Genomic DNA, 25,530 nt, shown 5'->3' on the forward strand with positions numbered 1-25,530 from the left:
GGCTGTGGTGATTTCTGCCGCACTCGGCTTTGCCGCTGGCATCGGGATCACGCTTCTGTTGCAGCGTCGACGCCGTGCGGTGCTGTCCAAGCGAACGCCGAAGGAGAGCTCCATCGTCTTGAACGCTCCCCAGCTGCTGGCATGGATTGATGCGGCCACCCAGGGTTGGATGATCCTGGCCCCGGATCACTCCATCGCCTACATCAACGACCGGGCCGAACGGCTGCTGCACATCCCCTCCAATCGCCTGGTTCGTGGCATGAAGCTCCGGGATGTCCTCGACATTCCTGCCTTGGAGGAGTTGCTCTTCACCAGCCGCTATCAGCTGCGTTCCCAGCGTTGTGAATGGGACCAACAGGGGACCCCACTGGAGGCGGTTGTCCTACCGGGCAGTGACGAATGCTGGTTGGTGTTGATCCAGAGCCGTCAGTCCCTCGAAGCCCAGCAACAGCAGCAGGAACGCTGGGTGAGTGATGTGGCCCATGAGCTCAAGACTCCCCTCACTGCCCTGATGCTGGTGAGCGATCGGCTGGAACTGGCCGTCAAGGAGGAAGACACGGCTCTGGTGGAACGGCTGCAGAAGGAACTCCGGCGTCTTCAGCTGCTGGTGGAGGATCTGCTGGAGCTTTCGCGGTTGGAGAACAGCCTGCCTCAGGACGACAGTGAGCATGTGCCCCTCACCCTGGAGGATCTGGTGGAGAGCGCCTGGGGTTCCATTGGCCCTATCGCGGAGGAACGGCGGGTGACGCTGCAGCTGGATCGCAGTGAATCCGGGCCCCTGCGTGCTGATCAGCGCCGGTTACACCGTGCGCTGCTCAACCTGCTCGACAATGCACTGCGCTACTCCCCTGATGGGAGCAGCATCAACGTCTCCGTGCGCCAAAGCGGTGGCTGGTGGTTGCTCAGCATTCGTGACCATGGCCCTGGCTTGAGTGAGACCGATCTCATGCGCATGTTTCAACGCTTCTATCGGGGGGATCCCTCCCGCACCCGCTCCAACCGCAGCGGCAGTGGCCTTGGACTGGCCATCGTGCAGCAGATCGCCGTCAACCATGGCGGCCGCATTGAAGCCCGCAACCATCCCGCCGGTGGAGCCTGCATGGATCTGCTCCTCCCCCGGGAGCCCCTGGGATGACGCGCCAGCGTCTGCAGAAACTGATCGCTGCTGCCGGTCTCTGCTCCAGGCGCCGGGCTGAGGAATGGCTGCACGCCGGCCGCGTGACGGTGGATGGTGAGGTCGCCCGGGTTGGCGATCAGGCCGATCCGCAGCAGCAGACGATTCGGGTGGATGGCCAGCTGCTGCCATCCCGGGGTGCGGCGCGGGTGCTGCTGCTGAACAAGCCGAAAGGCGTGATCTGCAGCTGCGATGACCCGCAGGGGCGGCGCACGGTGCTTGATCTGCTGCCCCCGGAGCATCGGGCCGGACTCCACCCCATTGGCCGTCTGGATGCGGACAGTCGTGGTGCCCTGCTGCTCACCGATCTCGGTGAGCTCACCTTGAAACTCACCCACCCGCGCTACAGCCATATCAAGACCTACCGGGTGTGGGTGGAGGGTGTGCCATCTGAGCCGGTTCTGGACCGCTGGCGTCGGGGTCTGCCATTGGATGGGCGCCTGACCCGCCCCGCCAGCGTGCGCCGGTTGCGGGCCCGGGGCGACCGTTCGCTTCTTGAGATTGAGCTGCGGGAAGGTCGCAACCGACAGATCCGCCGGATGGCGGACGCCCTTGGCCATCCGGTGATCGACCTTCAGCGCACGGCGATTGCCGGGCTGCCGCTTGGTGATCTGGCTGAGGGGTGCTGGATCTGGGTGAGCGAGGGAGAATGGAAGGCCATGCTCAACCGGGCTTCTCCTTTGGATCTGCCCCACAGCCCATGCGACTGAAGCGTCCAGGACTCTGGTGGCGACGCCCCCGCCGTCGCTCCAGCTCCGATGTTGTGGTGGCTGGCACCCAGGAGCAGCTCCGTCAGGACCTGGAACGGATGCTGCGTCAGCGAAGGGAGGAACTTGGCCTCTCGCTTCGGGATCTGGCCAATGAGACCCGGATCACAACCCCCGTGATTGAAGCCTTGGAGCGGGGCTGGCGTGATCGCCTGCCCGAGCGGGCCTATCTCGCCTCCATGCTTCCCCAGATCGAGCGTCGTCTGGCGCTTCCCATTGGATGCCTCGATCCCTTGCTTCCCCAGCAGCAGGTGTTGCCCCACCGTGGACCTGCCAAGGCGGGTCCGCGTCGCTTCACTCTCGGTCATATCGATGTGTTCACCACCTGGCAGGGCACGGTGGCTTACGGGGTGGTGATTGCGCTCAGCCTGTTGGGCATCAACCGCCAACAGCATGACCTGGCCTTGCGCAACAGCCTCAGCCTCGAGCCTGTGCGGGCTGATGTGGAGGCGATTAACCGTCGTCCGAACCCGGCTGGCTCCGATGACCGCATTGCCGCTCTTCGCCCGCTGGAACAGGTTCAGCAACGCACACCTCAGCAGTGGCTTGAGCTGGTGCGTGGTGCCCTGACCGAGTCCCAGGGGGTTCTTGAGGTTGTTGTGGCTGAGCCCAGAGCCCTGCAGCTCTCCAGCAGTGGGGGAGACAGGGTTCAATTCAAAGCGAGTGCCGGTACATTGACGCTTCGGTTGCAGGCCCCGATCGAGGTCCGCCTGGATCCTCCCGCTGGTGCTGGTGATCAAGTGCTCTGGAATGGAGAACCGTTGCCTGTGGATCAGCAACGGCCGGGGATCTACCGGGTCAACAAGTCGCCTGCTCCGGAGAGCGATCGTCCCCAGACGGCTCCCCTAGACCCATAGCCGCAAAGAGCATTCTCCAGATCTGCATCAAAGCGGCGAAGCCGCCAGCACCAGTTGCCTTCACAGGTCCCGGGTGTGTTGAATCTGGCCCGGTCGTCCAGGTGCATGAGGTCCTGCAGTGGGGCGATCACCAGTCCTGCGGTCGTGGCAAAGGCCATATCGAGCAGATGCCAGGCTGGAGCCGTGATCTCACCATTCACCCGCGTGGCGATGCGGGCCCGGCCGTCGGCATCCAGTGTGTTCCACCAGCCCAGGGTTGTGGGGTTGTCGTGGGTGCCGGTGTAAACGACCCAGCGATGTCCATCCGTGTTTTCCGGGAGATAGGGGTTGTCGCGTTGGCCATCGAACGCAAATTGCAGCACCTTCATGCCCGGCAGCCGGAAGGCATCGCGGAGTTCTTCCACATCCGGTGTGATCACACCGAGATCCTCGGCAATCAAGGGGAGAGAACCACCGGCATCACGGCGCAGTTGGCGCAACAGGGCGTGACCTGGAGAGGGCTGCCATTGCCCGTTTTCAGCGGTGTTGTCGGCACCGGGCACGGCCCAGAAAGCGGCAAGAGCCCGGAAGTGATCAAGACGGATCAGATTCATCAACTCCCGCTGGCGCGCGATGCGTCGGCGCCACCAGTGGAACCGCGTGATCCGATGCTGTCCCCAGCGGTACACCGGTGAGCCCCACAGTTGACCGGTCTCCGAGAAGTAATCGGGCGGCACACCGCTCTGGGTGGTGAGTTCTCCGTTTTCTTTGACGGTGAACAACGAACGGTTGCTCCAGACATCGGCGCTGTCACTGCTCACATAGAAGGGCAGATCGCCAAACAGCTGGATGCCCAGCTCATCGGCCTGTCGGCGAATGGCCTGCCACTGCCGGTGGAGATGCCACTGGATCAGCCGCTCCCGCAGCAGGGCCTCAGCGTTTTGATCTGCCCAGGCCCGCAGCGCGTTGCGGTCATGCCGGGCCAGGGGGAGGGGCCAGTCCCACCAGGCCGTGCCGTGCTGGTCATGCAGAACACGGAATAAGGCATGGTCGTCGAGCCAGGGGCGTTGCTGCTGGGTCCAGGTGATGAAGTCGGCATGTCGCGCCTGATCCTGATCACGCCAAGCCTCAAGCAGCGCATCCCCGAGGGCATCGGCCCGCTGTTGAGCGCGTTTGAAATCCACCCGCTCGTCTCCCTCCAGCGGCGCTTCCGCACCCGGCGCGGCCCTGAGGGCTCCATCGCGGATGAACCCCTCATTGGCCAGGTCCTGGCCGTCGAGGAACCAGGGGTTCAGGGCATTGCAGGATGGAGAGCTGTAAGGAGAGCCAGTGGGATCCGGCGGGGCCAGGGGCAACATCTGCCAGACCCCGATGTCATGGGCGGCCAGCCGGTTGAGCCAACGCCGACAGGGTTCGCCGAAGCTGCCGCAGATGGGGCTGCCCGGCAGGGCGGTGGGATGCAGCAGCACCCCTGTGCTGCGCCCCATCCCGGCCTTGGCCGGGTCAACGGTGGACTGATCCATGGGGGGGCCTTGGTCACCCAAGGATGGCGGCTTCAGAACAGCGCCGCATCCCCCAGGTCCTGCCCGGCCATGCCCTCCAGGGCCACGCGCTCAAAGAACTGCTCCAGCGTGTCGGTTCCATAGGACGGTGTGGCATCGGCGTCGTAGCGCTGGTTCTCCTCATCCCAGACGAGCATCGACTCGCTGGCGTAGTAGCGGCCGATGCGCCCAAATTCCGCCGTGTCGTTGATGCCTGGGAACAGCCGCGCCAGACCATCCAGAACGGCGATGGGAGCATCCATCAGGGCAAGGGGGACGGAGAGCATCCGCTGGGGTTTGTTCAGGGCGCGGAAGAGCATTTCCCCCTGCTCCCGAGCGCTCAGCGCAGGACCCGGTCCCCCGATGGGCAGCACCTGGTTGCGTTTGGATTCGTCATGGATGCAGTCCGCCATGAACCGGGCCAGATCGGCTTCGCTGATCGGCTTGCAGCTGGCCAGGGTGCCGCCGCCGAACATCACGTAGGGGCCACCCTTGCGGCAGCTTTCCACTTGGCCCCCGAGGCTTTTGAAAAAGGCGGTGGGGCGAACGATGGAGTGGGTCATCTCCTCATCCGCCTGCAGCACGGCTTCGAAGGCCAGCTTCGCCTTCTGAAATTCCAGCAGTGGCTTCTGCACGCAGATGGCCGAGAGCAGAACGTAGTGGGCGACCCCGGCTGCCTTTCCCTGCTGGTAGGTGTTGAGGGTCGCTGCATGGTCAATGGCCCAGGAATCCCTGCGGCCGCCGGTGCGGGAGGCCAGGCAGCTGACCACCACGTCCGTCGGTTGATCGAAAGCCTCGGCCGCGATCGAGGCTGGATTGGTGACATCCCCGAAGCGCACCTCCGCTCCAGGGAAATCGGCGATGACCTCGTCCCTGCTCTGACGGCCGCCGATGCCACTGCGTTCCCGTGCAAAGGCAACAACCTGGTACCCCCGTTCGACGAGTTCCTTCACCACAAAGCGGCCGATATATCCCGTGGCTCCGAAGACCACCACGCGCACCTTTTCGGCTGGTCTGTTGCGGTAGTCGTGGCGGAGGGACATCGAAGACGGCTTCACGGGACCCAGGCTAGGAACTGGAGATCTGGGCGAAACTAAGCGTCACTGCGGTTGGTCCAGCGCAATGAACTGGTTGTCGCCCCCCCGAGTTCGCAGCGCGTTGCGGATCGCCTCTGCGTTGCTTGGGCTTGGTGTCACCGGGTTGTTGCTGGCGACGCTCTGGCCGGAACCCGATCGCGTTGCCCAGGGAGCTCCGCTGAGTGCGGATCAACCCGAAACCCTGGCTCCCCTTCCTGAGGCCCCAGTCACGGTGCTGGTGATCGGTCTCGATGCCGATCGTCTGGGTGCCGCTTCCAATCAAGCCGCGCCCGAGGGGCCCGCCAATGCTGATGCTCTTCTGATGCTGCGCATCGCCTCAAAGGAGCCGCTTCAGGTGCTCCAGATCCCCACGGAGCTCGGCGTCCGGCTTCCTGGTGAGAAGGATCCAGGCAGCCTGGCTCAGCTTTGGCGACGGGGCGGCGTCAGTCTTGTCAGCGATGCGATCCGCGACATCGTCGGACTCGACGCAGGTGACCCCAAGCGCTACGTGGTGATGCCCCGTGCAGCGCTGCGCCGCCTCGTGGATGGACTGGGCGACGTCGATGTGGTGCTTGGGCAGTCGTATCAGCGCGAGGACAAAACGCAGGGCTTCAATGTCAACCTTCAAGCCGGTCGACAGAGGCTGAACGGAGTCCAGGCAGAACAACTGGTGCGACACCTGCCCGACCCCAAACACTTGTCCCAACGCCGTCAACGCCAGACCATTTTTGTTGAGGCTGTGATTCAACAGGTCAAGGCCCCCAGTGGCATCGGGACCATCGCCGATCTTGTCGACCAACTGGATGGTGAGGTGGAGACCAACCTCAGCCGTTCGGAACAGCTGAGCCTGGCCGCGGCGATCATTGCCAGCCCTGAACCCGTGGCAGTCAGCCGGTTGCCCCTGGCCGAACGGGCCGGTGAGCAGGTCTTGCGTCAGATCAGACCTGGCTCGAGCCTCCCGCTCTGGCCTCAGCCTTGACGTGGGTTGCGGTATTGCAGTCTCCGGGCTAGGGCGTTGAGGCATTCAGCCTGATCCGGATGGTGTAGGTCGGGAATCCATCCCAACCAACTGAGGCCATCCCGGCGTCGCGCTGGGCCGTTCCAGGGGCCCTGAAGCTGCACAAGGCCGAGCAAGGGCACGCTGAGTTCCCGGCAGAGGGCGGCGTAGGCCGGGGCTGTGCCGGGGATCGTGCCATCGCTGTCGGCCATCGTCAGCAACAGTACCGGCTGACGCCAGTCGGCCAGGGCCTGCAGCCAGCTGGCATCACCATCAGGTGTTGGTCGGGCCGCATCACCGCTCAGCCGCACAAGGCCCGTTCTTGCGGGTTTGTTCTGCAGCACAGCTGCGGGCGAGTCCCCGATGGCCACAGTGGTCAAATGGCACTGACAGGCCTTGGCCAGGGCTTCGCAGGCCTCGCGCATTTTGAGTTCAGGCAGGGGGCCAGCACCCACCAACAGTGGGAAACCTGTGGACATGAGGGCACTGCTCACCTTTACCATCGGATTACAGCAGAATTCGTTCCGCGGGCGCCGTGACCAGTTTCCTGACAGCTGCCCGTGCCGAACAGGAGCAGATGACCCCTGACAGCAGGCGCTTGCGTCTGTTCAGCGGCACCTCCAACCCTGCTCTGGCCAAGGAGATCTCCAGCTATCTGGGGGTGCCTGACGGTCCTCGCGTCTGCAAGCGTTTTGCTGACGGTGAGCTCTACGTGCAGATCCAGGAGTCGATCCGGGGCTGTGATGTGTTCCTGATCCAGCCCACCTGCGCGCCGGTGAACGACCACCTGATGGAACTGCTGATCATGGTGGATGCCTGCAGACGGGCCTCCGCACGGCAGATCACGGCTGTTGTGCCCTACTACGGCTACGCCCGAGCGGATCGCAAGACTGCCGGTCGTGAATCGATCACGGCCAAGCTCACGGCCAACCTGCTGGTGACCTCGGGTGTTGACCGCGTCCTGGCGATGGACCTGCACTCCGCCCAGATCCAGGGCTACTTCGATATCCCCTGCGATCACATCTACGGATCCCCGGTCTTGGTGGACTACCTCTCCACGCAGGATCTCGGAGATGTGGTGGTGGTGTCTCCGGATGTGGGGGGCGTGGCGCGGGCCCGGGCGTTTGCCAAGCAGATGAACGATGCTCCGCTGGCGATCATCGACAAGCGCCGCACCGGTCACAACATGGCCGAAAGCCTCACGGTGATTGGTGATGTGGCCGGGCGAACGGCGATCCTGATCGACGACATGATCGACACCGGCGGCACGATCTGCGCGGGGGCACGGTTGCTGCGGGAAGAAGGGGCCAAGCGGGTGTTGGCCTGCGCCACCCACGCCGTGTTCTCTCCCCCCGCCAGCGAACGCCTGTCCGTTGAGGGCCTGTTTGAGCAGGTGGTGGTGACCAACAGCATTCCGATCCCACAGGACCGGGTCTTCCCTCAGCTGAAGGTGCTCTCCGTGGCCAACATGCTGGGGGAAGCGATCTGGCGCATCCATGAAGAGAGTTCCGTCAGCTCCATGTTCCGCTGAACGTCGATCCCCAGAACGTCGTCTGCTGTGTGGGATGGACTGTTGAACGAGCGGGCTTGCTGCGGCTGGTTTGCGGTTGGTTCGAGCGACCCTAGGGATGCGGTGTTTCAACGGCGTTGGCTCAGCGGTGGAGGCCACTGATTGGTGTTGCTCTGGCCAGCCTGATAGCGGGGGTTCCGACCCCTCTGATGGCCGAGTCTCGGCTGGACCGGTTGCTGCGAAACCGCAGCACGATGGGGGTTTGGCTGACCAACAGCCCCAGCAAGCTCTATTACGACCGGAAGCGCATCAACGCGGCGATGCAACAGCTACAAGATGCAGGATTCAATCGCGTGGTGCCCAACGTCTGGAGCCGCGGCACCACGTTTCATCGCAGTGGGTTCGCTCCAGTGGAGCCGCCGCTGCAGAAGGCTGGGGTCGGTCTTGATCCCATCTGCACTCTCGCCGCTGAGGGGCGGCGCCGGGGCATCAAGGTGATGCCCTGGTTTGAGTACGGCTTGATGGAGCCGGCCGATGCATCCGTTGTGCGCGACAACCCCAGCTGGGTGTTGGCCAAAGCGAATGGCCAGCGTTGGATGACCATGCACGGAAACCATCGGATGGCCTGGCTCAACCCAGCCCATCCGGAGGTTCGTGCCCGCTTCATCGGGTTGGTGGTGGAGACCTTGAAGCGTTGCCCGATGGATGGTCTGCAATTGGACGATCACTTCGCCTGGCCGGTCCAGTTCGGCTATGACCCCACCACCGTTGCGCTGTACACCCAGGACACGGGAATGGCGCCACCGCGGGATCACAGCGATCGACAGTGGATGAAATGGCGCCGAAATCAACTCACCTCTCTGCTGCGTGAGTTGCGTCAACGGCTCAAGCAGGAACGACTCTCCACACGGATCAGCCTGTCCCCTGGCCCCTTCCGTCAGGCGTACAACCTCTGGCTTCAGGACTGGGAGCTCTGGGCTTTAGGGGGTCTGATTGAAGAGTTGGTGGTGCAGAACTACGCCTACTCCGTTCAAGGGTTCGCCAAGGACCTGGATCAACCTGCCCTGCGCAAGGCCCGCAGCTGGGGCATTCCTTCTCAGATCGGAGTGTTGGCGGGATTCGGCAAACGCACAACATCCATGGCCGTTCTCGAACAAAAAGTCCGCCTGGCCCGCCAGCGTGGTCATGGCGTGATTTTCTTCTACTGGGAAGGGCTATGGGGCCGGCATGTGGCGGAGCGGTATCGAGATTCTCGTCGCGCAGCATTCACCAGACTTGGATCTGATTGACCAGCAGACCTTGATTGACACTACTTTTAGGGCTGCATGAAACAGTTCACCGAAACCAGTTCCGAACCCTATGACCGTCACCACTACCGTGTCTGGTTGCGTGATGGGTCGTTTAAGGATGTCGAGAGCTATGACGAAGCTCAACGCGTTTGGTATTCCAGTAAGACACGGCCAAAAACGATTGAGGTGATGCAACCGAAGCGACGAAGCAGTGCCAAAGGCTTTTAGGGATTTTGATGAACCTGCTGGTGATCAATCGTTTGGGTCGCTTGAGGCGACAGCGGTTAGCTTGCGGCCACGGAAGGGCCACGACGAGACTTCGGTATCGCTAAGATAGTGAAATTAAGTTTCTCGGTCGGCTCTGTTAAAAGATGGTTGGAGTTTTCAGCATTGATTAACGCGCAGTGGGAATTCAATAATCATGACTGCAAAGTTGTGAGGTTTTTGAATGATGAATCAGTTTGAACTCAACCAGATCCGTTCCAAGCTGCGTCGGCTCGATCTCGATGATCAGTTCATCGAGCGGTATCTCGAGAAGTTGATCCGGAACAAAGAACCGTTTGCGACGGCATCGAAGGCTATTGATCGTTGGGACAAAAAAGATTCAGGTCAATTTCTACTTCAAGCGCTCGCCTGTGGGCTGATCGCAGCCCTTGCTGGTGGTTGGTTGGCCGTTGTTCAGTAGTGGGTTGAATGGACCAATGAGCGATGCAGGTTTGATTGCCCTCTTCAGTGTTGGGATGGCCTCAACGCTGACTGTTTTGTTCCTGGCCTTTCGGCGCACTTTCCGCCAGGAGCAAGAACGCACTTTGATGCGGAGTGTGAGGCGACGTCTTGATTGGATGTTTTTGAAGCAAAAGCCATAAAAATGGCCTCCCCCATCACTCTCGCTCTGCGGTGTTGGCCTTGTAGGTGAAAAGAAGCGCCAAGCACAGTGTTCCGATCAGTGGGCCCGGTGGCAGATCAACAGCAACCGCCAGCATCATTCCGCCGCCACACAGAAGCAGTCCCGTGCTCGCGCTGCGCAGCATGAGTTCCTTCAGGCTCCGACTGCGTTCCACGTTCATCAGCACCGGTGCACAGAGCAGTCCAATCACCAGAATCACGCCCACGGCGGTGATGGCGCTGATCACAACCAAGGCCGTAATCAGGCTGCTGATCAGCCGAATCAACATCACGGGGCGTTGGGCGACAGCGGCGCCCTCGGGATCGATGCCGATGAACACCAGGTCGCGGTAGCCCCAGGCCACCATGGCGACAAGGGCGCCGGCCGCGATCGATGTACGGATCAGGTCTGCTGAATTGGCCGCCAGCAGATCACCGAACAGAACCGTCTCCAGATCAACGCGTGCTTCCAGCAGGGGCACCAGCAGCACCCCCAGTGCAGTGAAGCCGGCCAGAACGGTGTTCATGGCACCTTCTTCTCTGCCTTTGAAGCGACGGTTCAAGCGCTCGGCCACCAGGGCACCCAGCAGTCCGCTGATCAGTCCACCGATGCTCGGGTCGATGCCGATGGCGAGGGCGATCACCAAGCCGGGAAGAACGGAATGGGCCATGAGATTGGCCAGCAACACCCGGCGCTGGGTGATCAGCAGTGCTCCGGTGGCAGGACAAATCGCTCCGATCAACAAGGAGATCGTCAGCGGCAGAAGCCACCAGATGTCGAGCTCAGCCACAGCAGGTGCTCCCCATCATGCAGGTCAGGTCGCTGAGTTTTTCGCGAACGGTTTTGGGTGAACCGTTGGCAAGGATCTGGCCATCCATCACCACAACATGGTCGTAGCTGTCCAGGGCGCTGCCCCAGTCGTGGCTGCTCACCAGGAGCGTCTGGCCTGCGTCAGCCTGATCCCGCATGACCTTGAGCAGGTGCTCCCGCGTTGGTGGATCGATGGCGCTGCAGGGTTCATCCAGCAGCAGGATGTCGGTCTGCTGCATCAGTGCTCTCGCCAACAGGATTCTTTGCTGCTGGCCGCCGGACAACTGACTCAGGCGCCGGGATCCCATGGCGCCCATGCCGACGCGTTCCAGCAGCTGATTGCAGTCGTTTTCAGATGTTGTGTTGCCCTTGCCCGGCATTCCCAGCCGCACCATGTCCTGGGCGGTGATCGGAAACGACCAGTCAATCGCTGCTCGCTGGGGCATCAGGCCGATCGGCTTGTTGGAGTTGATCGATCCATCGCTGGGCTTCAGTCGCCCTTCAAGCAGGTGCAACAGCGTCGACTTGCCGGCTCCATTCGGCCCCACCAGCGCTGTGAGCGTTCCCCCATGGAGCTCCAAGTTGACATCCTCAACGATCCTGCGACCCCCATAACTGAAGCAAAGCCCTGTGGTGCTCAGGACGCACGACGATCCGCTCATGACCCTTCAACGCCCGAAGTTGGGCCACCTTTTTGTTTTGCACAACCCATGCTGGCCGCGAATCACGTAATTGGCTAAACGATAATCATTCTCACTTTTTGTTCATGCCTCCTGTTCTGGCTCGATCGGCTGGGGTCAGTGTTGCTCTGGCTCTTGGTGCCGCCCTTGTTCCGGCCCATGCGGCTCAACCTGTCGTGGTGGCCGTCGACGGCACGCTGTGTGATCTCACCAAGACCCTGGCAGCCGGTGCCGCTTCGGTGACGTGCCTGATCCCTCCGGGCGGTGATCCCCATTCCTATCGGTTGAAGCCCAGTGATCGCAGCCAGTTGGCCAAGAGTGACCTGGTTTTGCACATCGGTTTCGGATTGACGCCCTCCGCTCAAAAACTGAAGACTCCGGGAACGGTTGTCGCCGTTGGGGAAGTTGCTCTGCCGTCCTATCGCGGCAGCGACCCGCACGTTTGGCACGACCCAGCCAATTCTGCTGCGATGGTGCGGGTGATTTCCCGTGCTCTTTCACCTGTTCTGCCATCCAGTGATCGCGCAGGCTTGCAGCAGCGCACGGCTCGTGCAGTCGCTGTTTTTGATGCACTTCAGAGGTGGGAAGCCAAGCAATTCAAGGCTTTGCCGGCTCAGCAACGGGTCTTGGTCACCGATCACAAGACCTACAGCCATCTCGCCGATCGCTTCGGATTGGTTGAGATTTCGATGTTGGACAGCCACACCACCGGGGGTGTTCTGCGGCCATCCAGTCTTCAAACAATCACTCAGGAGGTGAAATCTTCTGGCGCCAAAACCATTTTTTCTCCTTCAGCAACCCCGAACAAAACCCTGAAGCGCATCAGCAAAAACACAGGCTTGCCGATTGCCACAACTCCCCTCTACGGGGAAGGAATCGCTGCTGGTCGCAATGCCGTTTCCACGGCGACGCTCAATGTCTGCACGATTGTCAACGGTCAGGGTGGATCCTGCGATAAGGCCGGAGCCAGCGCCTTGAACTCCCAGTGGTCATCGATCCGCTGACATCACTCATACATCTTCTTCCGATTCTCTTTTCCCTCGTCTCATGTTCCGTTCTCGTCTTCTGCTTCTGGCTCTTCTGCTGAGCCCTTTCGCCTCCATCTCGCCTGCCCTGGCCCATGGCTCCCACGGTGGTGGAGGAGAAGCTGTTGAAGCAGGTGAATTCGACTTCACGCCCATCATCACCATCGAAGGGCACGGTGGATTTGAACCCAACCTTGAAGGGGATCCCAAGCATTACGCCATTGATGGCATGTTTGGTGGTGTTTTTGAGTGGGGCCTCGGCAATGGCGGGTCGTTCACGATTGAGGCCGCTGTGGGTCCAGCCCTTGTGTGGGGTGAGGCTGAACACTTCTATGGCAAGGTTCACGTCGATGATCACGACGATGACCACAAAAAGGGTCATAAAAAAGGTCATAAAAAAGACCATGAAGATCATGACGATCACGACGACCACGATGATCACGGCGGCCATGACGACCACGATGATCACGACGAGCATGATGATCATGGCGGGCATGACGACCACGATGACCACGGCGGTCATGGCGGCCACGGTCATGATCATGGTCATGACACCGACTTCAAACGTACGGATATCAAGGGCTTTCTTCAGGCCCGTTATGCACCGAATGACCGTTTGAGTTTCGAACTCTCCTGGAACCCTTATTACGTCACCAAAGATCAAGGGGAAGACATTCAGGGTCTCAAGAATGAGCTGGGCGGCAATGTGACCTGGGCCCTTGGAGATGGAGATGTGAATTTCGGCCTTGGGGACGGCATTGAAGATCTTGTGGATGGTGTCTATTTGTCACTGGACCACCGTCAGGGTTGGGAGTCGGATGGGATGTATGTAGGCAACTACACCGATCCTCGTGTCGGCCTGGGATTCAAATTTGGCCGTGATGAAATCTCTCTGATGATTGAGGCTGGTCCACGTTTTTACGTTCCAGGGAGTTACGCAGGATTAGATCAGCGCACAGATTTTGCTGGCGAACTTGAGCTGTCTGTTCCCGTCGGCGATGCCACGTTGTTCGTGCACTGGAAGCCCACCTACAGCTGGGAAAATGCTCCGGGCTGGGGTGAAGGTTGGCAGCACCATGTCGGCACGGGTGTCACCTTTGCCTTCTAGGTTTCCTTGATCGATTCACTGGTGAATGGTCTGGAGGGCAGAGATGCCCTCCTTTTTCTTGAGCCATCACGGCTTGCTTGTTGTGTTGAGTGGTGAATGTGTGACTCAGCCAGCAGGCAGCCATTGGGCCTCGCCGATGGGGGCACTGAGAACCTTGATGATCTGCAGGCTGTCGGCATCGAACAGACCAGCCCGCGCATCGGCTTGCTCGGGTTGCGTCAATGTCATCAGCAGCTGGTTCGTCACCGGGTTCCATTGAACGGGGCCGCCCGCTTTGAGTGTCCATGGCGCGAGGGCTTTGCGTTGTGTCAGCTCCCCCTCTGCGCTGATCAGCACCAGTTCGTGCTGTCCGCTGTGCTGCTCCCAGCGGCCCAGCACGGCCCAGATTCGCTCACCGCGGTTGTCGCAAGCCACCCCCAGGACGGCTTGATCGCCAAGGTGCAGTTGTTTCGGCGCTTGCCCCGGAACCACCAGCTCGATGGATCGTCGGTAATCCGGCCAGTGCCGGATCAGCACGGCTCGTCCGGAGGCGCCGCAGAAGGCTCCAAGCTCTCTGCTCCCTGGAAGGATCTGCGGCTGTTGTTCGCTCGTCTCCAAGGCGCGGAGGGTTAGGCCATTGCTGGTGGGCATCACAACGCCACCCCCAGCCGGCAGCAGCTGCATCGGCCCAGATGGTTTCAGGTCCAAGGTGCGTCGTTGGCCATCGGCTTGCACCAGCAGGACCTGATGGCTTCCAGGGCGGAACCCACCGCTTTGCACCAGCAGGTCGCCGTTGAGATTGCTGCTGAGATGGGCGAAGAGCACCTCCCTCTTCAGCAGGGGCTCGGTGTTCCGCCGTGTAGGCGCCCCTAACGTCGCTTGGCTGGAGGCGATGCTGCGGGGCCTGAGTTGCTCCCACCACACCTGTTCGGTGCCGTTCTGGTTCTGCACCACCATGGCGATGCCCTCACCGTTGCCCAGGGGAACGACGCTGAGAATGGCGGGCCAGACCCGACTGATCGGAATCCAGCCTTCTGAGCGGGTCTGCAGTTGAAGCTGCTCGCCTCCCTCCACCGGCTTCGTCGCCATCAGCCACGGTCGCGGATCCCACCACCATTGCTGCCGAGCCAGTGGGAGTTCGCGTTGGTCTTCGCCAGCAAGGAACAGCTCGATCGGGCCTTCCAGCACAGCATCCGCATCGAGCACCATCCTCAGGGGTGTGGCCTCTCCAAGCCACTGATGGGGGATGGCCGGCTTCAGCCGGGTGGCTTCGCTCACACTGAGCCGATCCATCGGTCGACTGAACTGCAGATCCAGAGCCGCGCTACCGCTTTGCACCTGTTGCGGCACCAGGTTGATCAGCCGGGGTCGTTGGCGCAGCAGCAGCTGTTGCTGCGCCAGAACCGCAGTGCAGGCCATGCCCATCAGCATCAACAACCGGCGCGTCATGGCTCCAGGGGCCGCTCCGGCCTCGCAATCGGTGTGATGCTCGAGGGAACGACGACGGGGATGCGCCGTCCATCTTGACGTTGCACGGACATCGTTCCCTTCAGGGCCAACCATTGGTTGGTCTTCGGCGTGAACCCATCCGGCCACGCCACCGCCAGACCAGCCGGCGTGGCATCGGCCAGGCAACAGCGAACGGTGAGCCTGGCGATCAGGGGTGAGCCCTGCGGCTGCCTCCACACAAATCCGCTGATGCTTACGGGGTTGCCGTCCACAAGATCCGGGTCGGGCTGGCTGCGCAGGTAACGAACCCATTCCGTCAGGCTGCGTTGATCCGGCGGCAGCACAAAGGCCAACTCCGGTGGGTCCGGCAGGCCCTGGGGGCGGTTGCTGGCCAGGTCACTGAAGGAGGGATTCGGCGGAACGATCAACACCAGTGCAGCCATCAACCCGCTGAGCAGCCAGGGCCAGCGCCATCGCTCCTGTGGCTGACTCCGCTTCAGCAGAAGGGCCACACCAAACATCACCAACATCAGGCCCGTGAACCCCACCAGCCCGTGAAACACCCCCCGCAGCAGCAGATCAAGGCGACCGCTGTGGAAACTCCACAGCAGCGTCAGGCCCCAGAGCAGCAGCAGGGTCCCGCGCATCAGCACCACAGGACCCTCACAGCTGCCACAGGTTGATCCACTGACCGATCAACAGCACGCCAAGACTGGCACTGATTGCCGTAACCAGGATGGCCCGTGGGCGCATCAGGACGGTGAACAGTCCCGCCAGTTTCAGGTCCACAACAGGGCCCAGCAATAGAAAAGCCAGCAGGGCTCCAGGCGTGATCTGAGCTGCAAACCCCAGGGCAAGAAAAGCATCCACACTGGAGCAGACCGACACCACGACGGCCAGCAGCATCAAGGCCAGGATCGACGCCGTCGGTGCCCCTCCCACGGCCAACAACCAACTGCGCGGCAGCCAGGTCTGCACCAGGGCTGCGATCACACACCCCAGCACCAGCAGGGCCAGCAGATCGAGAAATTCGCGGCAGCTTTGATCCAGCACCTGCCACCCCTTCAGCCGCCTGCCGGTGCCGGGTCGTGTTGGAGTCGGTGATGCGCCGATCACACCACTGCTGCGCTGCAGCAACCCCAGATTGTTGAGGGGCTGGTTCATGCGGCGTTCCTCCAGAAGCGCTGTTGCCAGCAGCTGCGTTTCCGGCAGTTGCACCAGCAACAGACTCAGGAGGATCGCCAGCACAAAGGCTCCCAACGGCCGGGCCACCAGAAGCCAGGGCTGATCTGGAAAGGCAGCCCAGGTGCTGGCCAGGACAATGGGATTCAGCACAGGGGCCGCAAACAGAAAGCCAAAGGCGGTGCCCATCGGTCCCCCGCTGGCCAGCAGACGGCGGGCTACCGGGACATTGCCGCATTCGCAGGCCGGCAGGGCGAACCCCATCAAGGCGCCAATGATCGTCGCCAGCACGGGGTTCCTGGGGAGCCGGTCCATCCATGCGCCCGGAGGAACAGACCAACGGGCCAGTCCCGCGATGGCGACGCCGAGCAGCAGGAAGGGAATGGCTTCCAGCAGCAACCCCTGGAAGATCGCCCAGGCCGTGGCGAGCTTGTCCAAGCGTTCGGGTGGCAGATGCCTTTCAACGTTCCCAGCTCAGGCCGCCGATCGGGGGGCACCGATGCGGTTTGTTGATCGGCCTCCACGGCAGGCTGGAACAACGTTGGCCAGGGCCTTGCGATGGGTTGGTGCTTCTGGGTGGATCGTGGGGGCACCTTCACCGATCTGATCGGGCGCGATCCAGAGGGACGGCTGCACGTGCGCAAGGTGCTCTCGGAGCAGGCCGGGGAAGGAGATCCTGCGGTGTGGGCCATGACTGCGATGTTGGCGTCGGCTTCACCGCCCGTGGATCTGGTGGACGTCGAGGAGGTGCGCCTCGGCACCACCGTGGCCACCAATGCGCTGCTGGAGGGCCAGGGGGCGCCGCTGCTGTTGCTCACCAATGCGGGCCTGAGGGATCAGCTGTGGATCGGCGATCAACATCGCGACGATCTGTTCGCGCTTGGTCAGCCCCAGCGGCCCTTTCTGGCGCAAACGGTGCTGGAGCTGGCCGGTCGGCTCGATGCCCGGGGTGAGGAGGTGGAGCCCCTGGTGCTGGATCAGCCGCTGCGGCATCGACTCGAGGAGCTGCGCCGTTCCGGCCTGGACGTCGCCGTGGTGGCGTTACTGCATGCCCAACGCAACCCAGCCCATGAGCTGCGCTGCGCCGCACTGCTGCGGGAATTTGGCTTTCGCACCGTGGTCTGCTCCCATCAGGTGAGCGTGATGCCCCGACTGGTGCCGCGGGGGCAGACGGTGTTGGTGGAGGGTGCCGTCCATCCGGTGCTGGATGGCTACCTGCAGCAGGTGCAAGGAGCGCTGGGCGCCGCCACTCCCCTGCGGGTGATGACTTCCAGCGGAGCGTTGCAGGCTCCAGACAGGCTGCAGGCCAAAGACACCATCCTTTCGGGGCCCGCGGCGGGGATGGTCGGGGCGATCGCTGCGGCGCGGATGGCCGGCTTTGAGGGGGTGCCGGTGCTCGGCTTCGACATGGGGGGCACGTCGACGGATGTGTTCTGCGTGGCTTCCGCCGATGCGCAGGCTTTGCGGCACGTGAAGGAGCAGACCGAGATCGCCGGTTTGCAGTTGCTGGCCCCCCGCCTGCCGATTGAAACCGTGGCGGCTGGAGGCGGATCGGTGCTGGAGCTGGAGGGGAAGCGGCTGCGGGTGGGGCCCCGCTCCGCCGGAGCGCAACCGGGCCCGGCCTGTTATCGCGCCGGCGGACCGCTCACCATCACCGACGCCAACCTGCTGCTGGGCCGGCTTCAGGTGGATCGCTTCCCGGCGGTGTTCGGCCCATCCGGGGATCTGCCACCGGATGTGGAGGTGGTGCGGCAGGGCTTCGCCAAGCTGGCTGCTGCGCTGGGGCAGACCCCGGAGCGGGTGGCATCCGGGGCGTTGCAGTTGGCGGTGGAAACCATGGCCGCTGCGATTCGCCGGGTTTCCCTGCATCGCGGTGAGGACATTCGCGGCGGGGTGTTGGTGGCCTACGGTGGGGCTGGTGGTCAACACGCCTGTCGCCTGGCGGATGAACTGGGACTGACCACGGTGCTGTTGCATCCCATGGCCGGCGTTCTCTCCGCCTTTGGCATGGGCCAGGCCCGCCAGCGCTGCCGGCGGCAGCGGCATCTCGGCGCTGCCCTCTCACTAGATCTGCTGGCGTCTTTGCCGGATCAGGTTGAGCGGCTGATGGCTGAAGCACAGGAGATCTTGCGTCGCCAGGGGGATCGCGCTGATGGCGATGCGGGGGAGTCGGAGGTCTGGGTCAGCCTGGCCCTGCGTTATCCCTCTGCCGAGCAGACCCTGGTGCTCGCCTGGTCCGCCGAGCAAGGCGTTGATGCTGTGATCTCGGCCTTCCAGGCGAGCCATCAGCATCGCTACGGCTACTGCATTGATGCCGATCAGGCCTTGATCGTCGAACAGCTCAATGTTGAGGTCACCGCACCCCAACAGTTCGATGCCACAGCAACGGCAACAGTTGCAGCTGAGATGGCCGAACCAACGCCAGAGGTGGAGACATCCCCGCCGGTGTCGATGCACCTGGAGTCGAGCGGATGGACGCAGGTTCCGTTGCTGAACCGCAATTCCCTGCTGTTGAACCAGCGGATTGCAGGCCCGGCCCTGATTGCTGAAGCCACCGGTTGCACGGTGCTGGAGCCAGGCTGGCAGGCCCAGGTGACGGAAGGGGGAACGTTGTTGCTGGAGCGCCGGCAACCCGTGCTCGGATCACCCGCGCTGGCACAGGGTGATGCCCATGACCCGTTGCAGGCGGAACTGTTTCGCCACCGCTTCATGGCGATTGCTGAACAGATGGGGGAACAGCTGCGGCAGAGCAGTCGCTCCGTGAACATCCGTGAGCGTCTGGATTTCTCTTGTGCGTTGTTCGATGCCACGGGTGCCCTGGTGGCCAACGCCCCCCACATCCCGGTGCACCTGGGATCGATGGGCGACAGCGTGCGCGACCTGCTGGCCCAGGTGGCGACCGGTGATGTCGCACCGCTGCAGCCCGGCGACACGCTGCTCAGCAACGACCCTTTCCATGGCGGTACTCACCTGCCCGACATCACCGCCATCTCGCCGGTGTTCTGCAACGGGGATCAGCCCAGCTTCTTTGTGGCCAGCCGTGGCCACCATGCCGATGTGGGTGGCATTGCTCCTGGGTCGATGCCGTCCTTCAGCCGCACCATTGCCGATGAGGGCCTGCTGCTGCGCAACCAGCTGTTCGTGCGCCAGGGTCGGGTTCTTGCCGCTGATCTGGACGCGGTATGGAGCGGCATGGCGACGCCCCCTCGCAACCCTCCGGAACTCTTGGCCGACCTGCAGGCGCAGGTGGCCGCCAACCAGGCGGGGATTGTGGCGCTGCAATCCCTCGTGGAGCGGGAGGGGCAGACGCTGGTGCAACGGCAGATGACCCTGCTGCAGCAGGACGCAGCCCGCAGTGTTGAACGGCTGCTGTTGCGCTTAACAGACGCCCGGCATCAGGTGGCCCTTGATGACGGCTCCTGCCTGGTGGTGCAGGTGAGCCTTAACCCGCAACGCCAACGCTTGCGCCTGGATTTCAGCGGTACATCCCCTCAACGACCCGGCAACTTCAATGCCCCCCTGGCGGTGACGCGGGCCGCCGTGTTGTACGTGATCCGTTGTCTCCTTGACAGCGACATCCCCTTGAACGAGGGCTGTTTTGCGCCGCTCGATCTGGTGGTGCCCGCGGGCTGCCTGTTGAATCCGCACTCCCCCGCTGCGGTGGTGGCCGGCAACGTGGAGGTGTCTCAGGCCCTCTGCAATCTGTTGCTGGCTGCCTTCGGTGCTCAGGCGGCCAGCCAGGGAACGATGAACAACGTCAGCTTCGGGAATGGCAGCTGCCAGTACTACGAAACGGTGGCCGGTGGTGGTGGTGCCGTTGAGGGCTTTGCCGGATCGGTGGGCCTGCAGTCGCACATGACCAACTCGAGGCTGACGGATCCCGAGGTGCTGGAGAGCCGTTTTCCGGTGCGGTTGGAATCCTTCGCGGTGCGCTCTGGCAGTGGCGGCCGAGGCCGTTGGCCCGGGGGCGATGGGTTGGAGCGCACGATCCGTTTTCTCGAGCCGATGCGTGTGTCGTTGATCAGTGGGTCACGGCGGGTCCCACCGTTCGGTCTCAACGGTGGGGGCAGCGGTGCCTGTGGCGTGAACCTGCGGCTGGACCGTGATGGAGGGGTCCATACCCTGCCGGGTTCCGTGCAGCTGGAGCTTCAGGCGGGTGAGGCCATTCGGATGCTTACCCCCGGGGGTGGCGGCATGGGAGGTTGAGCGGGGATCTTTCCTGCCTGGGGATGCCGATGTGAGCACTGGGTTGGTTGGTGGCCTTGCAGATGGGCTGCAGCCTCACGGGCCCTGTTCAAGCCAAGATCCTGGATCAGCAGGTGTACCAGTTGCAGCTGGTGATGGATCAGATCCGTCGGTCTTGCAACAACAGCGTCCGGGCCTGAATCACGCCGTCTTGCAGAAGCAATTCTGTTGGGATTTGACGGCTGCTGAAGCCGTTTTTCAGCGGTTGCGAAACAGGAATGTTGGATTCAGACGACGTCTCCGCTGGGCTTTTGCAGAAGCTTCAGGGCTGAGGAGAACAGGGTGATCCCAAACAGTGTTCCCAGCGCCCAGACGCTGTCGCTGGGCCATTCCAGCACCAGCAGCAGGCCGATACCTGCGGAGAGCAAGCCATCGAGCAGCACCAGACCAGCCATCGGGGCTTTCGAGCTTGCTCCTGCGGCCAGTTCCATGATTCCCTCCACCAGCACCACCACGCCGGTGAACAGGGTCAGGCTGATTTCTCCTTCGATCGGATCAATCAAAATGAACAGCGCTCCACCGATGTAGAGCAGGGCCGTAAGCAGCCGGAACAGTTGTCCGCCGGCCTGGTCTTGGCCGAGTCGGAGCAGCTGACTCACCCCTACTGAGAAGGCGATCCCACCGAGGGCAAGGGTCAGCAACGTTGCAGAGATGAAGGGGAGCAGGATTGCTGCCACCGCCCCCAGAATCAACAGTGCTGCTGCAAGTTGCCGCTGGCGTTCGGAGGACATGGTCAGCAAGGCGTCTCGATCGACCCTAGAGCTGATCACTGAAAATCAGCATGACGACCCATTGTCGATGGGCAAGGGTGGATTCATCCTGAATGCAGTCAAGCTGTCGGCATGGGTCTGCTCCAGACACTCCAGGGACGTTTGCTTCAGTACGACTCCCCGTCGCGCCAGGTGCAGCAGGCTCATTTTGATGCGGCCCGACGCCTGGCTCAAGCCCAATTTCAGCTCGCTGATGCTCAATTAAGCCAACGCCTCTGGCAGAACGTGGCGGATCGTGATCTTGATGTGGATCGGATCATCAACCTCCTTTACAGCTGTTGGTTCCAGGAGGATTCAGCGGCACTACGCGCTGCGGATGCTGAGTTTCAGGCGCGTCGTCAGCAGGAGTCGATCCCCGGCGTGTTTGAACACTGCTGACGGTGCGGAGCCTCTGATTCAGGCCGCGAGCGTGGTGTTGAGGTAGTCCTCAAGACGTTCTTGGGGCACGATCTGGTTGGTGATCCCTGTGCCGATGGGCAGCAACATCGGCGTTGTTTCAGGATCTTCGTTGCTAAGCGCGAGCAGAGGTTGCCGGTCCACTCGCATGACCTTGCCAATTTTCTGCACGCAGAGCAGTTCCACCATGCCGTCGTTGTTGTGACGTTCGTACAACTTGGCGTTCGCGATCGATCCCAGTTCGGAGGGGCGGAAGCCATGCCCCGCCACCACATCACTGAGTTTCATCGGCCAGCCTCCGCTGCCGCGGCATCGAATGCCAGGGCTCGCCGGATCTCATCAGTGAGCTGACGGATGTGCTGCTCCATGGATAACGCCCGATGAAAGGCTCCCTCCTGTTGTGCAGCATCTTGTTGATCCCAAAGATCCAGTCTCTGGCTCAGGAGTTCGGTGAGGTTGTTGTTATTGAAGGTTGAGGTTTGTTGTTGCATACCAACAGTGTTATGCAGCACGTCATTGATTCCAACTCTCGCTTTGGAGTAAACACCGTCAGGATGAGTTCGGTTGACCCGCTGCAAGGGCTGGCGTCCTAAAGAAGAGCTGGATGTGATCAGTCAAACGTGCCTCTGCCATGAACATCGTTGTTTTGAACCGTTCGGATTGGCGGGATGGACACCTTGTTCGTCTCGTTGATCGTCGGGCTGATCACATTCGGTCGGTGCTTCGGGCTGCGGTGGGCGACAGCATCCGGGTTGGTGAGCTCAATGGCGATCTGGGGCTGGGTCGCATCTGCGCGATCGATGAGCGTGCCGTGATGCTGGCCGTTGAACTGAGTCAGCCACCGCCGCCCCGCCATCGCTTTGACATCGTGCTGGCGCTGCCGAGGCCCAAGGTTTTGCGCCGGCTCTTGCGCACCGTGGCGGAATACGGGGTGGCCAATCTGCATCTGATCCACTGCGCCCGCGTGGACAAGAGCTATTGGCAGTCGCCTTTACTGGCGCCCGAGAAGGTCCACGATGCGCTGCTTTCGGGGATGGAGCGGGCCCGTGACACGGTCGCTCCCCGGGTGCATCAGCACCGGCGCTTTCGACCTTTCGTCGAAGACGGGCTGAAGCTCATCTGTGCTGGGCGGCCCTGCTGGATCGCACAGATGGGGGCCACCCTTGCGTTGCGCCATGCCCCTCCGGGGGATGCCGTGGTGATGGTGGGGCCGGAGGGTGGTTTTGTTCCTTTTGAACTGGACTTGGCCCAGGCGGTGATCGCGCAGCCCGTGCACCTCGGATCACGCACATTGAGTGTGGATACGGCCCTCACCACCGTTCTGGCCCAGGGATGATGGGAGTGCATGTGGTGCTTCAACGGCGACGGCAATGAACGATCTGGCTGGATTGCAAGCTCTTGTGGAGGACGTTGGGTCCGGCAACGTGATTGATGCCGAACTGCTCGAGGGGTGTCATGTGGAGGCCCATGAACTCGATGACATGGATGCGTCCCAGGCTGCACAGGTGGCCGCCCACTGTTTCGGGCTGCTCTTTGATCACAAGGTGCAGCAGCTCGAGGGCGGGGAGGCGGATCTCGATGCAGGCCTGTGGACGGGAACTGTTGATGGCTTCGGGTTCCAGATCAGCCGTGATGACGTCGGCGATCTGATGATCGATTTTTCGAGCCAGCAGGCGTGACAGTTGATGAGTTGCGCAGCGACCTGACGGCCCGGCTTGGTGAGCAGGTCGAGCAGGTGTTCACCCGGGATGGATCCCCTGTCGACGACCTCAGCGAGCTCTACCAGCCATCCCCGGCCGGCTTTGGCGGCCAGCTGCGGCTGAAACGGGGGCGGTGCCTGGCCTGGGAGCTATGGCTGGAAGACGGCGACTCCTGGAACTTTCACGCAGTCGACCTGGTTGATTGAGCAGGCTGATCAAAGCGTCTGCGGATCGAGGCGACTGGGGCGATAGGAGAGCAGGAATTTCTGCTCGTCATTGCCTTTTCGTTTCACAGCGGTGATCAGGTCTTCGCCGGTGTTCCAGACCCAGATCTGATCGTTGTGGTCAGTCTCTTCAATGCTTGTGCTCAGCGGCGCACCATGGCGGGCCCGCAATCCGGCCAGCACTTCCGTCATGTCATCCATGGAGAACTCATAGGCGAGCCACTGCAAGCCCTTGTGCTGGCTCAATTCGAAGGTGACCCGGGAGACCGGCAGTCGATCCAGCAGCACATCATGCGCTTCGAATCTGACTTGCGGTTGCGCTCCGATCGGTTTGGCCTGGCCTAGATGAGCATGCACCTGCTCCAGCGGCATACCCCAGGCCAAACCTTCCACGCAGGCTGAGGCAGGGCTCCCCTGAAGGACCACGACGATCACCGCCATCAGGGCAATCAGGAGAAATCTCACTGGTGTTTTGCCCCGTGACGCGTTGAACCCATTGTGCAGAGATTCCCAGGGCGCCTCACCAAAGAGAGTTGAAGAATCGTGTTCGACTGATGCCCTTGCTGATCCTTTCGAACGAAGCTGCATGAGTCAAATGACCTACCGATGCGTCACTTTCTTTCCCTTGCTTTGGCCGCTTTGATCGCGTTGTTCTCGCCGTCCATGGTTTCAGCGGCAGATGTGGCGCATGGTGAGCAGGTGTTTTCGTCCAATTGCGCGGCATGCCACATCGGCGGCGGCAACGTTGTCAACGGTCAGCGCACGCTTCAGCAGGATGACCTCAAGGCCTACCTCGCCAATTACAACGAGGGTCATGAAGAAGCCATTGCCTATCAGGTCACCAACGGAAAGAACGGCATGCCTGCATTTGGTCCAAACCTGAGTGAGGCCGACATTGCTGATGTGGCTGCCTACGTCGAGTCCAAGTCGGTGAACGGCTGGGCCTGACCTTCAGCTCTTCAGAGCTAAATCTCTGAGAGATCATCAGTTTTGAAACCCCCTGATTGGATCATCGATCAGGGGGTTTTTTTAGTTATTAATTGGCGTCTTTTGCAGCGATCTGTAGTGTGGTTCTCTGGTTTCAGCGGGGATCAGCCGCTGAAGGAAACGGGGAAAGCGCGGTGAGAATCCGCCACTGTCCCGCAGCTGTGAACCATCGGCCTAACGCCGAGGTCAGTCAGAACGCCCGCCAGACCTCCAAACGACGCGGATCGTATGAACGCACTTTCTAAAGCCAGCCCCGTGCTGAGGGCTGGTGTGATCTCCACTGCGGGATTGCTCGGGCTTTCCCTGTTCAACCCGGCTTATGCCCATCACCCTTTCGGGATGGGAGAGAGCACCGCTCTGACTCCATGGCAGGGCTTGCTGAGTGGAATCGGTCACCCTCTGCTTGGACCAGACCATTTCTTGTTTCTGCTGGCCATCGCCTTCATCGGCTTGCAACGTCCCCGGGCCTGGGTGATTCCTCTGCTGGCAGCTGGTTTGGGCGGCAGCGTTTTGTCTCAGTTCATCCCCCTGCCTGAGGCTGTCGCTCCCTGGGCGGAAGCATTGGTGTCCCTCAGCCTGGTGGTGGAGGGTTTGATCGCTCTCACCGTGGCCTCCACCCGTTGGTTGCTGCCGCTGGTGGCTCTGCACGGTTTTCTGCTGGGCAGCACCATCGTTGGCGCGGAACCCACCCCGCTGCTCACCTATTTCCTGGGCCTGCTGATTGGCCAGGGCGCGCTGCTTCTGTTGGTGACCAGCTGGTCCAAGTCCCTGCTGGAGCGCCTCGGCTCCCAGGGGCAACGACTTGGTGCCGGAATCTGGATCGGCATCGGCATGGCATTTGCCTGGGTGGCCCTGATCGACTGATCGCAGGCACGTCCGCTTACTACCGATCACCCCAG

29 protein-coding genes and 1 riboswitch are annotated in these 25,530 nt (G+C 61.9%); of the genes, 17 read left to right on the top strand and 12 right to left on the bottom strand.

The window, feature by feature from the left end; genetic code table 11:
• Positions 1-4: 4 nt before the first annotated feature.
• From KR52_RS07640 to KR52_RS07650, 3 genes are read left to right on the top strand one after another with little or no spacing between them, the layout of a single operon-like run.
• The gene (locus tag KR52_RS07640; RefSeq protein ID WP_038554315.1) at positions 5-1,135 is read left to right on the top strand and encodes a cell wall metabolism sensor histidine kinase WalK; all 1,131 of its coding nucleotides are present in this window, start codon (positions 5-7) and stop codon (positions 1,133-1,135) included.
• On the top strand, positions 1,132-1,884 hold the full coding sequence (locus KR52_RS07645) for a pseudouridine synthase (RefSeq protein ID WP_038554318.1): 753 nt from the start codon (positions 1,132-1,134) through the stop codon (positions 1,882-1,884). The genes KR52_RS07640 and KR52_RS07645 overlap by 4 nt, the downstream gene beginning before the upstream one ends.
• Positions 1,875-2,798, top strand: a complete 924-nt coding sequence (locus tag KR52_RS07650; protein ID WP_038554321.1) for a RodZ family helix-turn-helix domain-containing protein — start codon at positions 1,875-1,877, stop codon at positions 2,796-2,798. Before KR52_RS07645 ends, KR52_RS07650 begins: the two co-directional genes overlap by 10 nt.
• Here the strand turns inward: KR52_RS07650 and malQ are convergent.
• Both malQ and KR52_RS07660 read right to left on the bottom strand, forming a co-directional pair.
• Complete coding sequence (gene malQ / locus KR52_RS07655) at positions 2,732-4,300, bottom strand: 4-alpha-glucanotransferase (protein WP_038554325.1); 1,569 nt, start codon at positions 4,298-4,300, stop codon at positions 2,732-2,734. The two genes, KR52_RS07650 and malQ, sit on opposite strands and share 67 nt — an antisense overlap.
• 32 nt (positions 4,301-4,332) lie before the next feature.
• A complete protein-coding gene (locus tag KR52_RS07660) occupies positions 4,333-5,361 on the bottom strand; it encodes an NAD(P)-dependent oxidoreductase (protein ID WP_038554329.1) in 1,029 nt (342 codons plus the stop codon).
• A gap of 79 nt (positions 5,362-5,440) precedes the next feature.
• Between KR52_RS07660 and KR52_RS07665 the strand changes: the two genes are divergently transcribed.
• Positions 5,441-6,373: an LCP family protein gene (locus tag KR52_RS07665; RefSeq protein WP_038554333.1), complete on the top strand. Its 933-nt coding sequence runs from the start codon at positions 5,441-5,443 to the stop codon at positions 6,371-6,373.
• Here KR52_RS07665 and KR52_RS07670 read toward each other — a convergent pair.
• Positions 6,364-6,870: a hypothetical protein gene (locus KR52_RS07670; protein WP_038554336.1), complete on the bottom strand. Its 507-nt coding sequence runs from the start codon at positions 6,868-6,870 to the stop codon at positions 6,364-6,366. The genes KR52_RS07665 and KR52_RS07670 overlap by 10 nt on opposite strands.
• 56 nt (positions 6,871-6,926) lie before the next feature.
• On the opposite strand from KR52_RS07670, the gene KR52_RS07675 reads away from it, so the two are divergent.
• The 3 genes from KR52_RS07675 (at position 6,927) to KR52_RS07690 (ending at position 9,875) form a co-directional block, all read left to right on the top strand.
• Positions 6,927-7,922 (top strand): ribose-phosphate pyrophosphokinase, encoded by a 996-nt coding sequence (locus KR52_RS07675; protein WP_038554339.1) that lies wholly within the window; start codon positions 6,927-6,929, stop codon positions 7,920-7,922.
• A gap of 188 nt (positions 7,923-8,110) precedes the next feature.
• Positions 8,111-9,190, top strand: coding sequence for a glycoside hydrolase family 10 protein (locus KR52_RS07680; protein WP_253912478.1), 1,080 nt, complete (start codon positions 8,111-8,113; stop codon positions 9,188-9,190).
• Positions 9,191-9,641: 451 nt separating this feature from the next.
• Positions 9,642-9,875 carry a hypothetical protein gene (locus KR52_RS07690; RefSeq protein WP_038557052.1) on the top strand — a complete coding sequence of 78 codons (234 nt, stop codon included), beginning with the start codon at positions 9,642-9,644 and terminating at the stop codon, positions 9,873-9,875.
• Positions 9,876-10,071: 196 nt separating this feature from the next.
• On the opposite strand, the gene KR52_RS07695 is transcribed toward KR52_RS07690, so the two are convergent.
• Both KR52_RS07695 and KR52_RS07700 read right to left on the bottom strand, forming a co-directional pair.
• Positions 10,072-10,866: a metal ABC transporter permease gene (locus KR52_RS07695; protein WP_038554348.1), complete on the bottom strand. Its 795-nt coding sequence runs from the start codon at positions 10,864-10,866 to the stop codon at positions 10,072-10,074.
• Positions 10,859-11,548, bottom strand: a complete 690-nt coding sequence (locus tag KR52_RS07700; protein ID WP_051834307.1) for a metal ABC transporter ATP-binding protein — start codon at positions 11,546-11,548, stop codon at positions 10,859-10,861. Before KR52_RS07700 ends, KR52_RS07695 begins: the two co-directional genes overlap by 8 nt.
• Before the next feature lie 104 nt (positions 11,549-11,652).
• Here KR52_RS07700 and KR52_RS07705 point away from each other — a divergent pair, with 104 nt between their 5' ends.
• Together KR52_RS07705 and KR52_RS07710 are read left to right on the top strand one after the other, a co-directional pair.
• Positions 11,653-12,570, top strand: coding sequence for a metal ABC transporter substrate-binding protein (locus KR52_RS07705; protein WP_038554351.1), 918 nt, complete (start codon positions 11,653-11,655; stop codon positions 12,568-12,570).
• A gap of 43 nt (positions 12,571-12,613) precedes the next feature.
• Positions 12,614-13,699: a hypothetical protein gene (locus KR52_RS07710; RefSeq protein WP_038554354.1), complete on the top strand. Its 1,086-nt coding sequence runs from the start codon at positions 12,614-12,616 to the stop codon at positions 13,697-13,699.
• A 105-nt stretch (positions 13,700-13,804) separates the two neighbouring features.
• On the opposite strand, the gene KR52_RS07715 is transcribed toward KR52_RS07710, so the two are convergent.
• Genes KR52_RS07715 through KR52_RS07725 form a run of 3 tightly spaced genes read right to left on the bottom strand, consistent with a single transcriptional unit; the run spans position 13,805 to position 16,747 of the window.
• Positions 13,805-15,127: a hypothetical protein gene (locus KR52_RS07715; protein WP_038554356.1), complete on the bottom strand. Its 1,323-nt coding sequence runs from the start codon at positions 15,125-15,127 to the stop codon at positions 13,805-13,807.
• A complete protein-coding gene (locus KR52_RS07720) occupies positions 15,124-15,777 on the bottom strand; it encodes a TIGR03943 family protein (RefSeq protein ID WP_038557056.1) in 654 nt (217 codons plus the stop codon). The genes KR52_RS07715 and KR52_RS07720 overlap by 4 nt, the downstream gene beginning before the upstream one ends.
• Positions 15,778-15,790: 13 nt before the next feature.
• On the bottom strand, positions 15,791-16,747 hold the full coding sequence (locus KR52_RS07725; protein ID WP_038554359.1) for a permease: 957 nt from the start codon (positions 16,745-16,747) through the stop codon (positions 15,791-15,793).
• Positions 16,748-16,867: 120 nt separating this feature from the next.
• On the opposite strand from KR52_RS07725, the gene KR52_RS07730 reads away from it, so the two are divergent.
• Both KR52_RS07730 and KR52_RS15270 read left to right on the top strand, forming a co-directional pair.
• Entirely contained in the window at positions 16,868-20,515 is a 3,648-nt protein-coding gene (locus KR52_RS07730) for a hydantoinase B/oxoprolinase family protein (RefSeq protein ID WP_038554362.1), read from the top strand.
• A gap of 47 nt (positions 20,516-20,562) precedes the next feature.
• Positions 20,563-20,694: a hypothetical protein gene (locus KR52_RS15270; protein WP_256382107.1), complete on the top strand. Its 132-nt coding sequence runs from the start codon at positions 20,563-20,565 to the stop codon at positions 20,692-20,694.
• Positions 20,695-20,781: 87 nt separating this feature from the next.
• Here KR52_RS15270 and KR52_RS07735 read toward each other — a convergent pair whose 3' ends face one another.
• Positions 20,782-21,285, bottom strand: a complete 504-nt coding sequence (locus KR52_RS07735) for an HdeD family acid-resistance protein (RefSeq protein ID WP_038554366.1) — start codon at positions 21,283-21,285, stop codon at positions 20,782-20,784.
• A gap of 111 nt (positions 21,286-21,396) precedes the next feature.
• Here KR52_RS07735 and KR52_RS07740 point away from each other — a divergent pair, with 111 nt between their 5' ends.
• A complete protein-coding gene (locus KR52_RS07740; RefSeq protein WP_038554370.1) occupies positions 21,397-21,702 on the top strand; it encodes a hypothetical protein in 306 nt (101 codons plus the stop codon).
• A gap of 18 nt (positions 21,703-21,720) precedes the next feature.
• Here KR52_RS07740 and KR52_RS07745 read toward each other — a convergent pair whose 3' ends face one another.
• Together KR52_RS07745 and KR52_RS07750 are read right to left on the bottom strand one after the other, a co-directional pair.
• Positions 21,721-22,008, bottom strand: coding sequence for a hypothetical protein (locus KR52_RS07745; protein ID WP_038554373.1), 288 nt, complete (start codon positions 22,006-22,008; stop codon positions 21,721-21,723).
• Positions 22,005-22,232: a hypothetical protein gene (locus tag KR52_RS07750; RefSeq protein ID WP_156957644.1), complete on the bottom strand. Its 228-nt coding sequence runs from the start codon at positions 22,230-22,232 to the stop codon at positions 22,005-22,007. The genes KR52_RS07745 and KR52_RS07750 overlap by 4 nt, the downstream gene beginning before the upstream one ends.
• A 119-nt stretch (positions 22,233-22,351) precedes the next feature.
• Here KR52_RS07750 and KR52_RS07755 point away from each other — a divergent pair, with 119 nt between their 5' ends.
• The 3 genes from KR52_RS07755 to KR52_RS07765 are packed head-to-tail and all read left to right on the top strand — an operon-like array spanning position 22,352 to position 23,626.
• The gene (locus tag KR52_RS07755; RefSeq protein ID WP_038554379.1) at positions 22,352-23,056 is read left to right on the top strand and encodes a 16S rRNA (uracil(1498)-N(3))-methyltransferase; all 705 of its coding nucleotides are present in this window, start codon (positions 22,352-22,354) and stop codon (positions 23,054-23,056) included.
• Between the two features lie 34 nt (positions 23,057-23,090).
• On the top strand, positions 23,091-23,399 hold the full coding sequence (locus tag KR52_RS07760; protein WP_038554383.1) for a hypothetical protein: 309 nt from the start codon (positions 23,091-23,093) through the stop codon (positions 23,397-23,399).
• On the top strand, positions 23,396-23,626 hold the full coding sequence (locus KR52_RS07765; RefSeq protein ID WP_038554385.1) for a hypothetical protein: 231 nt from the start codon (positions 23,396-23,398) through the stop codon (positions 23,624-23,626). The genes KR52_RS07760 and KR52_RS07765 overlap by 4 nt, the downstream gene beginning before the upstream one ends.
• A gap of 9 nt (positions 23,627-23,635) precedes the next feature.
• Here KR52_RS07765 and KR52_RS07770 read toward each other — a convergent pair whose 3' ends face one another.
• Entirely contained in the window at positions 23,636-24,109 is a 474-nt protein-coding gene (locus KR52_RS07770) for a hypothetical protein (protein WP_038554389.1), read from the bottom strand.
• A gap of 141 nt (positions 24,110-24,250) precedes the next feature.
• On the opposite strand from KR52_RS07770, the gene KR52_RS07775 reads away from it, so the two are divergent.
• On the top strand, positions 24,251-24,592 hold the full coding sequence (locus KR52_RS07775) for a c-type cytochrome (protein WP_038554392.1): 342 nt from the start codon (positions 24,251-24,253) through the stop codon (positions 24,590-24,592).
• A gap of 111 nt (positions 24,593-24,703) precedes the next feature.
• A riboswitch (cobalamin riboswitch) is annotated at positions 24,704-24,853 on the top strand.
• Between the two features lie 6 nt (positions 24,854-24,859).
• A complete protein-coding gene (locus KR52_RS07780; protein WP_051834308.1) occupies positions 24,860-25,495 on the top strand; it encodes a HupE/UreJ family protein in 636 nt (211 codons plus the stop codon).
• Positions 25,496-25,530: the final 35 nt, after the last annotated feature.

Source organism: Synechococcus sp. KORDI-52 (assembly GCF_000737595.1).
Classification (GTDB): domain Bacteria; phylum Cyanobacteriota; class Cyanobacteriia; order PCC-6307; family Cyanobiaceae; genus Parasynechococcus.

Excerpts from the sequence above, each read along its gene's own strand:
- KR52_RS07645 (WP_038554318.1), top strand. The coding sequence starts at position 1,132 with ATGACGCGCCAGCGTCTGCAGAAACTGATCGCTGCTGCCGGTCTCTGC.
- KR52_RS07650 (WP_038554321.1), top strand. The coding sequence starts at position 1,875 with ATGCGACTGAAGCGTCCAGGACTCTGGTGGCGACGCCCCCGCCGTCGC.
- malQ (WP_038554325.1), bottom strand. The coding sequence starts at position 4,300 with ATGGATCAGTCCACCGTTGACCCGGCCAAGGCCGGGATGGGGCGCAGC.
- KR52_RS07660 (WP_038554329.1), bottom strand. The coding sequence starts at position 5,361 with ATGTCCCTCCGCCACGACTACCGCAACAGACCAGCCGAAAAGGTGCGC.
- KR52_RS07665 (WP_038554333.1), top strand. The coding sequence starts at position 5,441 with ATGAACTGGTTGTCGCCCCCCCGAGTTCGCAGCGCGTTGCGGATCGCC.
- KR52_RS07670 (WP_038554336.1), bottom strand. The coding sequence starts at position 6,870 with ATGTCCACAGGTTTCCCACTGTTGGTGGGTGCTGGCCCCCTGCCTGAA.
- KR52_RS07680 (WP_253912478.1), top strand. The coding sequence starts at position 8,111 with ATGGCCGAGTCTCGGCTGGACCGGTTGCTGCGAAACCGCAGCACGATG.
- KR52_RS07690 (WP_038557052.1), top strand. The coding sequence starts at position 9,642 with ATGAATCAGTTTGAACTCAACCAGATCCGTTCCAAGCTGCGTCGGCTC.
- KR52_RS07700 (WP_051834307.1), bottom strand. The coding sequence starts at position 11,548 with ATGAGCGGATCGTCGTGCGTCCTGAGCACCACAGGGCTTTGCTTCAGT.
- KR52_RS07705 (WP_038554351.1), top strand. The coding sequence starts at position 11,653 with ATGCCTCCTGTTCTGGCTCGATCGGCTGGGGTCAGTGTTGCTCTGGCT.
- KR52_RS07710 (WP_038554354.1), top strand. The coding sequence starts at position 12,614 with ATGTTCCGTTCTCGTCTTCTGCTTCTGGCTCTTCTGCTGAGCCCTTTC.
- KR52_RS07715 (WP_038554356.1), bottom strand. The coding sequence starts at position 15,127 with ATGACGCGCCGGTTGTTGATGCTGATGGGCATGGCCTGCACTGCGGTT.
- KR52_RS07730 (WP_038554362.1), top strand. The coding sequence starts at position 16,868 with ATGGGTTGGTGCTTCTGGGTGGATCGTGGGGGCACCTTCACCGATCTG.
- KR52_RS07735 (WP_038554366.1), bottom strand. The coding sequence starts at position 21,285 with ATGTCCTCCGAACGCCAGCGGCAACTTGCAGCAGCACTGTTGATTCTG.
- KR52_RS07740 (WP_038554370.1), top strand. The coding sequence starts at position 21,397 with ATGGGTCTGCTCCAGACACTCCAGGGACGTTTGCTTCAGTACGACTCC.
- KR52_RS07745 (WP_038554373.1), bottom strand. The coding sequence starts at position 22,008 with ATGAAACTCAGTGATGTGGTGGCGGGGCATGGCTTCCGCCCCTCCGAA.
- KR52_RS07755 (WP_038554379.1), top strand. The coding sequence starts at position 22,352 with ATGAACATCGTTGTTTTGAACCGTTCGGATTGGCGGGATGGACACCTT.
- KR52_RS07760 (WP_038554383.1), top strand. The coding sequence starts at position 23,091 with ATGAACGATCTGGCTGGATTGCAAGCTCTTGTGGAGGACGTTGGGTCC.
- KR52_RS07775 (WP_038554392.1), top strand. The coding sequence starts at position 24,251 with ATGCGTCACTTTCTTTCCCTTGCTTTGGCCGCTTTGATCGCGTTGTTC.
- KR52_RS07780 (WP_051834308.1), top strand. The coding sequence starts at position 24,860 with ATGAACGCACTTTCTAAAGCCAGCCCCGTGCTGAGGGCTGGTGTGATC.